Source organism: Novosphingobium percolationis, assembly GCF_020179425.1.
GTDB lineage: Bacteria > Pseudomonadota > Alphaproteobacteria > Sphingomonadales > Sphingomonadaceae > Novosphingobium > Novosphingobium percolationis.
Genome location: NZ_JAILYM010000001.1, coordinates 39,312 through 50,760, shown reverse-complemented (window position 1 = coordinate 50,760; position 11,449 = coordinate 39,312). Strand labels below are relative to the sequence as shown.

The window sequence follows — 11,449 nt, the reverse complement described above, 5'->3', positions numbered from 1 at the left end:
CGCCCGCCGACCAAAGCGCAGCGAAGACTTTCGACGAGGGTCGCGCGGGTGCGGTGGATGCCGGTCGCGCCGACGTTCGCTGCCAAGCAGGAGGGGAAACGATGTCGACACATGCAAACGATCCGAAATGGACACGGCGTATCAGCACCAGCGCGCGCGCGATGGCCGTGGCCGGGCTGGCGATCGCCGCCGCGGGCGTCACGCTCGCCCGTTATGACGCCATACCCAAGCTGGCGGGCTTTGGCGGGCTGGCGTTCGGCGGGCTGCTGGCGTTGCTGGCGTTCGTCCTCGGCCTGATCGGGCTGGTGCTGAATCTCCGCCATCCCACGCCGACGCGCGGGCGCGCCGTGCTGGCGCTGGTTCTGTCGTTGCCCTTCGTGGCCTTCATGGTGACGCGCCCGGCCTTGTCGGGCACCGTGCCCGCGATCCACGACATCACCACCGACCTTGCCAATCCGCCGGCCTTCACCAAGCTGCCGCTGCGCGCGGACAACCTGACCGGTGTCGGCACGGTGGACAACTGGCGCAGTATCCACGCCGCCGCCTATGGCGACCTGAAGCCCGTGCGGATCGCCCGCGCGCCTGCGCAAGTGATCGCCGATGCCGCGCGGATCGCCAAGGCGCAGGGCTGGGAGATCGCGGTGGAAGATCCGGCGGCGGGCAGGCTGGAGGCGACGGCCTCGGTCTCGTTCATCCGCTTCCACGACGATATTGCGGTGCGGGTCACCCCGGCCGACAACGGCGCGGCCAGCGTGGTCGACGTGCGCTCGGTCAGCCGCGTCGGCGTGTCCGACATGGGCGTGAACGCCAAGCGCATCCGCGCGTTTCTGAAGGAGCTTCAGGGCGTCTGACGGAACGTTGCGCGGGCGACGAGGGTGCGCTGCACCACCGTCGCCCCGCACAGCGCGGCATAGGCGTAGGCGATCTGCGGGAAATGGGCCGGAAGCAGGCTCATGGCGACGAAGGCGGCGATGGTTTCGCCGCCTTCGGCAAGCCCGGTGTTGTAGAAGAAGCTCTTGCGTCCGTGCGCGCTGGTTTCAAGGCCGCGCTTGGCCGCGATGGTGGCAAAGGCGAGGAAGCTGGTGCCGGTCAGCGTGAAGCTGGCGATCAGCAGCACGCCCGGCAGCAGGTTGTCGGGCGATTGCAGGGCAAAGCCTACCGGCACCGCAACATAGAACACGAAATCGGCGACGATGTCGAAATAGCCGCCCCAGTCGGTCAGCCGCGTGGCGCGCGCGATCGCTCCGTCGAGGCCATCGAGCAGGCGGTTGGCGATGACCAGCGCCAGGCCGAGGCCGAAATGGCCGAATGCCATGGCCGCCCCCGCGCCCAGCCCCAGCACCATGCCCGCCAGCGTCACCATGTTGGCGGACACCCCCATCCCCGCCAGCGCCTGTCCCAAGCGGTTGAGCGGAGGATCGATCAGCGGGCGCAGCCGGGCATCGAACATGGCGTCAATCTTTCTTCATGCCGGGAACGTCACCAGCCCGATGATCGCCCCGCACATGCCCGAGGCGAGATTGCCCGCCACCCAGCTCTTCATGCCCAGTTGCGCCGCCTCACGCCGCCGCGCAGGCGCGAGCGTGCCGATCGTGGTGACGAGCAGGCCGACGCTGGCGAGATTGGCGACGCTGCACAGGGCATAGGTGACGATCAGCGCGCTGCGGGGTGAGAAGGTGCCCGGCGGAACTTGCGCGAATTGCAGGTAGGCGACGTATTCGTTGAGGATCGTCTTGGTGCCCATCAGCGCGCCCGCCGCACCCGCCTCTCCCCAGGGCACGCCGATCGCCCACATGAACGGCGCGAACAGCCAGCCGAACAGGCGGCGCAGCGTCACCGGCGCACCATCGACCAAGGGGGCGGCGGCAAGGATCTGGTCGGTCAGGTTGACCAGCGCGAAGATCACGATGATCGTGCCGATCACCGCCAGCACAAGCTGGACGCCTTCAGTCGTGCCGCGCAGGATCGCATCCATCGTATCGTCATAGTGGACTTCGGGTTCGACCGCGTCGCTGTCGGCTTCGCCCTCGCCCGCGGGCACCATCATCCGCGCGATCAGGATGGCGGCGGGCAAGGAAAGGAACGAGGCGACGATCATGTGGCCGACCGCATCGGGCAGGATCGGCGCCAGCGTGGTTGCGTAAAGCACCAGCAGCGCCCCCGATATGTTCGCCATCGACAGCACCATGACCGCAAACAGTTCCGACCGCGACATCGTGGCGCACCACGACCGCACGATCAGCGGTGCTTCGACCACGCCGAGGAAGATGTTGGCCCCCGCGTTCAACCCGACCACGCCGGTCACGCCCAATGTGCGGCGCAGCACCCAGGAGAGGCCGTTGACCAGCCAGCGCAGCACGCCCCAGTGCCAGAACAGCGCGGTCAGCGCCGAGAACACGATGATGAGCGGCAGGACCTGGAAGGCGATGACCATCGGCGGCGCCACGCCCGGCTTGAGCACGAAGGGCAGCTCCGCCCCGCCCAGATAGCCGAACATGTAGCTCGATCCGGCCAGCGTCGCCTGTTCGATGGCGCTGACGCCGCGATTGATCGCCTCCACCCCGCGCCAGACCAGCGGCACGCGCACGAAGGCAAGTGCAATCGCCAGTTGCATCACCAGCGCGCCCGCGATCCAGCGCCAGCCCGGCATAGCCCGGCGATTTTCCGAGAACGCCCAGGCGACAGCCAAGATCAGCGCGATGCCGATCAGCCCCTGTGCCTGTTGCAAGATCGCCATTTCGCCGCTTCCCCCCTTCAAGCCGCCGTCAGAACTTCGCCCTCAGAACTTCCAGGCCAGCCCGAACTGGAACTGGCGCGGCGGGCCGGCATTGCGTTGCACGAACGGCGCGCCCCCGCCGAACTGCACCTGGTTGGACGTGGTCGCTGCGTTGGCGAAACCGGACCGGTTGTTGGCGTTGAGCAGATTGAACACATCCGCGCTCAATTCAAGCCGCCCGTCGAAGGCCGGGATGGCATAGCGCAAGCCCACGTCCACCGTGGCTGACCATGGCAGTCGCGCGGAATTGCGCTTGCTGCCGGGGTAACGGTCCGAATTGCCGACGTAGTTTTCTCCGAACGAGGCGCCATCGCCGTTCAAGTCCTGCGTGCCGAAGATGCGCGCATCGGGCACCAGATTGACCGGCTGGCCCGACTGGAACAGGCCCGCGATACTAAGGCTCAACCCGTCCACCGGATAGAGATAGCCCACCGCAGAGATCACGTGGCGCCGATCATTGGCCGACGGTCCCCATTCGGTGCTGTAATCGTTGGCATTGGCGGCGCGGAAGTTGATATCGTCGGTGTCGTTGGTGAGCTTGGACAGCGTGTAGCTGATGCGGAAAGCGTAGAAATCGTCGCCCCGCGCCTTGTTCAGCTGCACGATCAGCGCCTTGTATTCGGATTGCCCCCTCGTCTCGGACACGGTGATCTGGCGCGCGCCGCCGGCCACCAGCGCGACCGGGCGGGTGGCATCGGCATCGGCCTGGCTGCGGACGAGGCCCAGCGAGCGCGCCAGCGCAAAGCGCGCGGCATTGTCCGGCTGCGCCTTGAGCAGCGCGATGTTGGCATCGGTCAGCGCGGCCAAGTTGGGCGTGAACAGTGACGGCGCGTTGAGGTCGCGCAGCCGCACGAGGTTGTGCGAGCGGCTGTAGATCACGTCCGCGCTGAAGGTCAGCGTGTTGGTGGCCTGGACCTGATAGCCTGCGCTCAATTGCAGGCTCCACGGGCTTTTGTAGCCATCGGGATTTAGAATGCGCGCTTCACCCAGCGTTGCGCTGTCGCGCAGCGCCTGCACCTGTTCGGGCGCCGGACAGGCCGCCGCCGTGGCACAGGGGGCGGACACGGCGAGATTGCCGTCGAACGTGATCTTTTGCAGATCGGTGCCCGCCGGAATGATCCCCTTGGCCTGAAGCGCGGTCAGTTGCGACAGGAAGCCCGGGGCGGTGGTGTTGCGTTGCAGGGCATCCGAAATCACCGAATAGGCCAGCTTGCCGGTAAAGACCCCTGCGCCGAACCGGACGGTGGAGCGGGCATCCGGGCGATAATTGAGCGACAGGCGAGGCGCGAAATTGTCGAGATCGGCTCCCTTGCCGCCCTTGCCCGTCAGGCTGTCGTAATCCCAGCGCAGGCCGAGCGTGGCGGTGAACCGGGGGCCGATCTGCCATTCGTCCTCGACATAGGCGGCAAGCTGCGTCTGCCCGGTGCCGAAGGCGCGCGGGCGCAGTTCCACCGCATAGTTGGCCACCACGGGATCGAGAGCGAGCACGTCCTGCGCGGTCAGCCCAAGGCCCTTGCCGCTGCCCGCCAGCGTGGCGAGCTGGGCGTCGGTCAGGTCCACCATATAGTTCCCGTCGGGATTGCCGCCGCCGAGCAGGGCGAAGTCCGAATGGATGAGGTCCGCCCCGACCGTCAGCTTGTGCGCGCCGATCTTGCGCTGCAGGCGGTGCGTGGTCTGCCAGGTCTCCTCCAGATCGTTGAACACGTAGCCGGGATGCCCGACCACACCCACGGTCAACCCGGATGGGTCGCGGATGGCGACTTGCGCCCCGGCAGCGCCCTTGGGCCGCGCATAGTCCCAGCGAAAGCGGCTGAACTGGACCGCCCCGTCATAGCTCCAGTCCTGCCCGGCATAGCTCGCCGTCGCGGCAACCAGCGTCGAAAACCGCTGCTGGTCCGAACCGGCCGACGGGAACGTGGCATTGCCGCCGCCAAGGCTGCCGCCGGGCCGGTCGATGGTGACGCGGCCCACATTGGCGCGCAGGCCCAGCGTCCAGTCCTCGGCCAGGCGATGATCGATCCTGATCGAGCCGAGGACGGCCTCGTTGTGACCGGTGACGTTACCGACCGCGCCCAGCGCCGGGGCATCGACCACCTGCACGTTGCGGTCGCGGGTATATTCCAGGTTGGCGTAAAAGAACGTGCGGTCGCGCGCGATCGGCCCGCCGATGCTGCCGCCTGCCTGATAGCGTTCGAAGCTTTCGCCCACCGCGTTGCCCGACAGGTCGCGGCGCGGATAGGGCGAGGACGCATCGAGCGGCCGGCCCGGCCGCACCAGCGCGTAGACTTCGCCGTGATAGTCGTTGGTGCCCGATGGCGAGGTATAGTTGACGACGCCGTTCGCCGTGCGACCGTAAGCCACCGAGTAGGAGTTGGCGAGGACGGTGACGTTGCGGGTGAATCCCAGCGGCACGGGAAACTTGATCCCGCCGAGGAAGTTCTCGTTGTTGTCCATCCCGTCGAACAGATAGTTGGCGTCCAGCCCATTGGCCCCGTTGATCGAAATGGACGGCGATTCCGCGAAGAAGCCGGTGGATGGCACCACGTTGGGCAGCCGCACCAGCGCACCGACGACGTCGCGCCCTTCGATCGGCAGGGAAACCAGTTCGGACCTGTCGAGCGAGGCGGAAACTTCCGCGTTGACGGCGTTGATGCCGGTGACCGCGCGATGGCCGGTAACCACGATCGCACTGCCGGTGGCATGGCCTTCGGGAAGGCGCAGGGTGACGCTGCTGGTGAAATTGGCGCGCAATGCCACATCGACGCCATCGGCCGGGACAGTGCCTGCCGCACGGACGCGGTAGCGCCCGGCGGTGGAAACGCCTTCCAGCCGTACCAGCCCGCGAACATCGCTGCGCAACGTGCGCGCAAAGCCGATGTCGGGGTTTTCCACCAGCACCTCGACCCCGGCGGCGGGCGCGCCGGTCCGGCCATCGACGAGCGCGATCTGCAGCCCCGCCTGCTGCGCGTTCGCGGGCGTGGCAGCCGCGATGGCCAGTGCGCCAACCGCACCGGCGCAAACGAACTTGGACTGGTAGCGCAAGATTCCCCCTGACTTTCCTGGCCTATCCGCATCGCCGTGCGGATCTTCGCCGGTTTTGTCGTTCCAGATGCCCAGATCTTACACAGGCCGACCTACGCAGGGATGCGTCAGCACAGCGCCCGGCAATCCCTATTGATCTTGCCGGAGTGTTTCCCCGCTAGCGACTATCCGTCAATTTCCTTCGCTGCCCCTGCGCCCATTATGCACGGCCAAACCACACGATGGCGAGACCCGCATACCATGCGCGACCTGACCGAAACGGCATTGGAAACCTACCTTGCCGCCAAGATGCCGGACTGGCGCGATATCCGCGTCACCGGGCTGCACCGCCTGCCGATGGGCGCCTCGCGCGAAACCTTCCGCTTCGATCTTGCCTATGCCAGCGATGCCGAAGGCGAACAGTCGCTGAAGGTCATCCTGCGGCGCGATCCGCCCGCCTCGAACGTCGACAGCGACCGTCGGCACGAATACGAAGCCTATCGCGCCATCTACGGCCACGGCATCCCCGTGCCGCGCATGATCCTGCTGGAAGAAGATGCCAGCCATTTCGACGGCGCGATCTCGCTCGCCGAAGACCTGCGCGGCTACCACAACAGCGAATACCAGTTTCAGGACCCGGCGTGGGCCGATCGGCTGCCGCACATCGCGCAGCAGATGTGGACCACGATGGGCAAGCTCGCCGCCGTACCGGTGGAGGACCTCGACCTGTCGTTCACCCGCCCCGCCACGCGCGAGAACACCGCGCAGCAGGAACTGGACTACTGGGTCGCCTCGCTCGATGCGCACGACATCGGCCCCGAACCGATCATCCGCGCCGCGATCCGCAAGCTGCGCCGCTGGTATCCGGTGGCAACCAAGCTCGCCCTCGTCCACGGCGATTTCCGCGCGGGCAACTTCCTCTATGACGATGCGGGCGACCTGAAGGCCGTGCTCGACTGGGAAATGGCGCACTGCGGCGATCCGCTCGAAGACCTCGCCTGGTCGATCACGCGCACCTTCTGCTTCGGCAAGAACGACCTGCGTTCCGGCCTCGCCACGCGCGAGCAAGCGATCCGCCTGTGGGAAGAAGGCAGCGGCATGAAGGCCGATCCGGAAGCCCTCGCTTGGTGGGAATTGTTCATCTGCGTGAAGACGCAAGCGATCTGGAACGCGGGCACCCACGTCTGGGCGACCGGACAAGGCCGCGAGATCATCCACGCCTATGCCGCCTGGTGGCTGCGCAACGCGCAGGACAAGGCCGCCCTCGAACTGATGGGGAAGCTGTGAAGCCCGACGTCTCTCTCGCGGTGGCCGAACTCGCCAACCGCCTGCGCACCGACCTGCTGGCCGAACTGACCGGCTTTCGCGCCAACGTCGCCGCCATGGGCGCGGCCATGCTCGACATGGTGGCCGACGAATGGGACGGCGCGGTTGCCCGCCTCGTCCGCGAAAACCGCGCCTTTCGCGCATTGCTCGATCAGGGCGCCGCGCTCTATGCCACGCCTGCCCCTGGCGGCGATGACGAGAACCTGCGCGTCTCCGCCCTCACCGCCGAGAACGACCGCCTGCGCGGGGCGATCACCGACCTGATGGCCCGCCTAGAAGACGACGCTAGCGCGCCCGCGCAAGCCCTGCTCGACGCGATCTGGGCCGAACTCGCCCGCACCGTCAACGAACGCCGGATCACCTCCGCCAACTTCTGAGTTTCTCGCCTCCCTCGAAGCGCCGGAGATCCGCAAGGATCTCCGGCGTTTTTAGTTGCGGGGCCGCCCGCTCCACCTTCAATAATCGCGGGTCGACCGAACGTTCACGGCGTCGATCGCACCGGTCGAGCTTTTCCAGTAAGCCGTGATCGCGTCCAGTAACTCGGCCTCTGCGTCAGGCCGGTAATCTCTACTTTCTGGATCGAGCGAGAGATTGGTCATGACGACCAAGGTCCGCTTCCATGCGCCATCGCGGCCACGGATCTCGAACTTGGTGCCTGCAATGTGCGCGTGCTGCAACATCGTGCTCTCCCACCTCGTACCCCCACCGGCTCCTGCCGGTATTCCCTGAACTAAGGCGACCGCGCGCCATGCTCAACTCATCGGGTTCGTTAGCGCAGACGGGACTGCCCCCATACATGCACGAAGGGCGCCGGTGGTTGCCCACCGACGCCCTTGCGAACCGACCGCCCCTATCGGTCAGAAGCGATAGGCGAACGAACCGCCGAACTGGCGCGGCGGCGCAGCGACGAGGTAGTCGTAACCGAACGCGCCACGCAGGTCCAAGCCGTCGGCGAAGGTCTTGCGGTTGAACAGGTTGTTCACCCACAGGCGCACCGTGTACTTGTCGGTATCGTAGCTGAGCTGAGCGTTGACCTTGGCATTCGGGCCTTGCTTCAGGCGGCCATTGCCATTCAGCTTGTTGTACGGAGTGAAGTACGACAGGCTGGAATAGACGACCGAAGGCGTGAAGTTGAACGCCCCGTCGCCATACTTGGCCAGTTCCCAGTCGATCTTGCCCGAAGCCTGGAAGCGCGGTGCATAGGGCACGCGCTGACCGGCGATGCTGCCGAACAGCAGCTGAGCCTTCTGGTACTTGGCATCGAGGAACGAACCGTTGGCGCTGATGCGGAAGGTGCTCGATGGCGCGAGCGAGGCTTCGAACTCGATACCCTTGATCTTAGACTTGTCGACGTTCGCCAGCAGCGTCTGCGCGCCATCGGTCTCATTGATCTGCTGGTTGCGGTACTTCATCAGGAAGGCCGAAACCGACAGGGTCAGCATGTTGTCGATGAAGCGGCCCTTGGCGCCCACTTCATAGGCGTCGACCTTTTCGGGCTTGGTCGTGTTAATCGGCGCGCTGAAGCACTGGCCGCAATAGGCCGCGCTGCGATAGCCTCGGCTGTAGCTGGCATAGAGCATCTGGCCATTGTCGAAGGTGTAGTTGAGCGCCAGACGCCCGGTCAGCGCGCTCGAGCGCAGCGGGATCGTCGGGCCGGACACCACCTTGCCACTGGCCGCATCGTAGCTGCCATGGATGTAGAAGCTGGTGTCGATCGGGAAGATGTCAGTGCTACGATCACCCGTGTAACCTGCCGACGGTGCGATGGACGATGCATAGTTCTGGTAGCTCGAACGGTCCCAAGTGTAACGCAGGCCCAGCGTCGCGCCGAAGTGGCTGTTGAACTTCTGGTCGGCCTGCGCGAACACCGCGCTGGACTTGCGGATCTGGTCGTAGAACTGGTGGATCATGGCTGCGCCATCAAACAGCCAGTAGTACGAATTCGATGCATCCTTGTCGTAACCGTAGTATCCGCCGGCCTGAATGTTCGTGTCACCCTGCGCGTAAGTCAGGCGGACTTCCTGGTTGAACATCTTGAAACGGTTGCCGTAGAGGGTGTCGAGCGGCTGGGTCAGCACAGCCGAGGTCAGGCCGGTGCCTTCCTGCGTGAACTCCTGCTGCGCATGGTCGTAAGATGTCAACGAAGTCAGCGACAGGGTGTCGCTCAGGTCGTACTTCACCGTCAACTCGACGCCCTCGGCGCGGACATAGCTGTGCCCCAGACGCTTACTGTCGGTTTCGAAGAAGGTCATGCCCTTCTCGTTGCGGCCGGTGTCGAGCACCGGGTTGCGGTCGTTCTCGCCCGTGCCGAGGTTGAACACGCCCGCCTGTGTGGGGTTAGACCGCCCGTAGGTGCCCTTCAGCGTCACCGTCAGATCGTCGGTAGGCTTCAGCAGCAGGATCGCGCGGGCTGAGAAGAAGTCGGTCGAGTTGGCGTCGGGTTCCCCCTGCGCGATGTTCTTGATGTAGCCATCGCCGTGGCCATAGTTGAACGAGACGCGCAGGCCCGCCTTGCCTTCGGCCAGCGTGGTGTCCAGCGCGCCCGAGGCGGTGAAGGTGTTGTAGTTCGCGTAACCGACCTGGAAGTTGCCGCCCATGCCCGAAAGCGAAGGTTTCTTCGACAGGAAGTTGATCGCGCCGCCCGTGGTGTTGCGACCGTAAAGCGTGCCCTGCGGCCCGCGCAGCACTTCGACGCGTTCAAGGTCGAACAGTTGCAGGCCATGCACCGCGCGCGCCGCGATATAGGCATCGTCGAAGTAGATGCCGACCGGCGAGGCCTGGTTCGGGTTGTGCTCGTTGGCCACGCCGATGCCGCGGATGGTGAAGTTCGGCTGGCTGTCGCCGTAGGGGCTGTTGACCTGGAGCGAGGGCACCATGCCCGTCATCTGCGCGGTGTTGGTGATGCCGCGCTTGGTCAGGTCGTCCTGCGACATCGCGGTCACGGCGACCGGCACCTTGAGGATCGATTCCGCGCGGCGCTGCGCAGTAACGATGATTTCGCCATTCGGCGCAGCGGCTGCAGCATCGGCCTGCGCGAAGGCGACGCCCGGCGCGGCGAGCGCGGTGGTCAACGCCAGCGACGCCAGCAGGCGGCGGGTAGTCTGGTTCGTTCTCATGATATTCCCCTCCCGGACTTTATATGGTCCCAGTGTGGTCTGATTATCGCGGCGCCCCGCGCGGTGGCAGTGACGCCTATCCGTCAATTCGAAAGGCCGGTCGGCTTGACGAGCGCCTTGATCGCGCCGGTCCCGCCGGTGAGCGCGGCAAAGGCGCTGTCGATGCCCGCCAGATCGACTCGCGTGGTCACCAGCGGCGCGAGCCGTTCGGGGTTGGCGCGGATCATGGCGAAGGCATCGGCGAATTCGGCGTCGGAGTAGGCGAAGACAAAACGCAGGCTCAGGCCCTTCTGGATCAGGAAGGCCGGTTCCAGCCCATCCAGCTCCATGCAGGTGCCCACCACCACGATCGTCGCGCCGACTGGCGCCTGCTGCGCCAGCGCCATCAGCATCCCAGGCTTGCCCACGCATTCGAACAGCACCGCACGACTGCGGCGGCGCATCGCCGGATCGACCGCCATCGCGGCGGACAGCCCTTGCGGCAGGCCCAGCGCGTTCCACCAGTCACCCGTACCGCCCTGCGTCGGATCGGCCACGGCATCGGCCCCCATCGCCTCGGCCATCTGCGCCCGCGCCGGGTTGGGCTCGACCGCCAGCACGGGGCCTAAGCCTAGTGCCTTGAGGCGTGAAATGACGAACAGCCCCACCGGCCCGCACCCGAACACCGCACAGGCCGTGTCGGCACCGGCCCCGGATTCAGCGACGGCGTGGACCGCCACGGCCAAAGGCTCGGTCAGCGCGGCGATCTCGGTCGGCACGTCATCGGGCACGGTCAGGCACGCGGCCTGCGACACCAGCATCCGTTCGGCAAATGCCCCCGGATAGGAATTGGAATAGCCGAGCAGCACGATGCCTTCCGGTCCGTTGAGGAACGGTGGCGAGACGATGCGATCGCCCGCCTTCAGGCCGCCACTGCTTTCCAGCACTTCGGCGCAGAATTCGTGCCCCATGATCACCGGCCGGGTCGGGTCCATGAAGCCCTTGAAGCCCGCACGGTGGAGCAGATCGCACAAGTGGTCGGCGTGGTCCTTGGCGTGCAGGTCGCTGCCGCAGATGCCGCAAGCCAGCGGCTTGACCACGATCTCACCGCTGCGCGGCTTTGGCTCCGCAACGTCCTCGATCGTCAACTTGCCTGCTTTAAGCACCGCCGCCTTCATCGTCCGCTCCCATCCTTGTTGTGGGAGCGAGCCTAGTCCGCAGCGCGGCGACG

General features: G+C 66.0%; 9 protein-coding genes. 3 read left to right on the top strand and 6 right to left on the bottom strand.

Annotated features, from left to right (window positions below; all coding sequences use genetic code 11):
* The first annotated feature begins 101 nt into the window (after window positions 1-101).
* The gene (locus tag K3A84_RS00235; protein ID WP_225007054.1) at window positions 102-851 is read left to right on the top strand and encodes a DUF1499 domain-containing protein; all 750 of its coding nucleotides are present in this window, start codon (window positions 102-104) and stop codon (window positions 849-851) included.
* On the opposite strand, the gene K3A84_RS00230 is transcribed toward K3A84_RS00235, so the two are convergent.
* The 3 genes from K3A84_RS00230 to K3A84_RS00220 are packed head-to-tail and all read right to left on the bottom strand — an operon-like array spanning window position 839 to window position 5,818.
* On the bottom strand, window positions 839-1,450 hold the full coding sequence (locus K3A84_RS00230; RefSeq protein WP_225007053.1) for a CDP-alcohol phosphatidyltransferase family protein: 612 nt from the start codon (window positions 1,448-1,450) through the stop codon (window positions 839-841). The two genes, K3A84_RS00235 and K3A84_RS00230, sit on opposite strands and share 13 nt — an antisense overlap.
* Window positions 1,451-1,465: 15 nt before the next feature.
* A complete protein-coding gene (locus tag K3A84_RS00225) occupies window positions 1,466-2,737 on the bottom strand; it encodes a NupC/NupG family nucleoside CNT transporter (RefSeq protein WP_225007052.1) in 1,272 nt (423 codons plus the stop codon).
* A gap of 42 nt (window positions 2,738-2,779) precedes the next feature.
* Window positions 2,780-5,818 (bottom strand): TonB-dependent receptor plug domain-containing protein, encoded by a 3,039-nt coding sequence (locus K3A84_RS00220; RefSeq protein ID WP_225007051.1) that lies wholly within the window; start codon window positions 5,816-5,818, stop codon window positions 2,780-2,782.
* A 240-nt stretch (window positions 5,819-6,058) separates the two neighbouring features.
* On the opposite strand from K3A84_RS00220, the gene K3A84_RS00215 reads away from it, so the two are divergent.
* Complete coding sequence (locus tag K3A84_RS00215; protein WP_225007050.1) at window positions 6,059-7,084, top strand: phosphotransferase family protein; 1,026 nt, start codon at window positions 6,059-6,061, stop codon at window positions 7,082-7,084.
* Complete coding sequence (locus tag K3A84_RS00210) at window positions 7,081-7,500, top strand: hypothetical protein (protein ID WP_225007049.1); 420 nt, start codon at window positions 7,081-7,083, stop codon at window positions 7,498-7,500. Before K3A84_RS00215 ends, K3A84_RS00210 begins: the two co-directional genes overlap by 4 nt.
* 78 nt (window positions 7,501-7,578) lie before the next feature.
* Here the strand turns inward: K3A84_RS00210 and K3A84_RS00205 are convergent, their stop codons facing one another.
* The 3 genes from K3A84_RS00205 to K3A84_RS00195 all read right to left on the bottom strand — a co-directional run bounded on the left by K3A84_RS00205 (window position 7,579) and on the right by K3A84_RS00195 (window position 11,396).
* Window positions 7,579-7,803: a hypothetical protein gene (locus K3A84_RS00205; RefSeq protein ID WP_225007048.1), complete on the bottom strand. Its 225-nt coding sequence runs from the start codon at window positions 7,801-7,803 to the stop codon at window positions 7,579-7,581.
* Window positions 7,804-7,980: 177 nt separating this feature from the next.
* Window positions 7,981-10,239, bottom strand: a complete 2,259-nt coding sequence (locus tag K3A84_RS00200; protein WP_225007047.1) for a TonB-dependent receptor — start codon at window positions 10,237-10,239, stop codon at window positions 7,981-7,983.
* Window positions 10,240-10,322: 83 nt separating this feature from the next.
* Window positions 10,323-11,396: a zinc-binding dehydrogenase gene (locus K3A84_RS00195; RefSeq protein ID WP_225007046.1), complete on the bottom strand. Its 1,074-nt coding sequence runs from the start codon at window positions 11,394-11,396 to the stop codon at window positions 10,323-10,325.
* Window positions 11,397-11,449 lie beyond the last annotated feature (53 nt).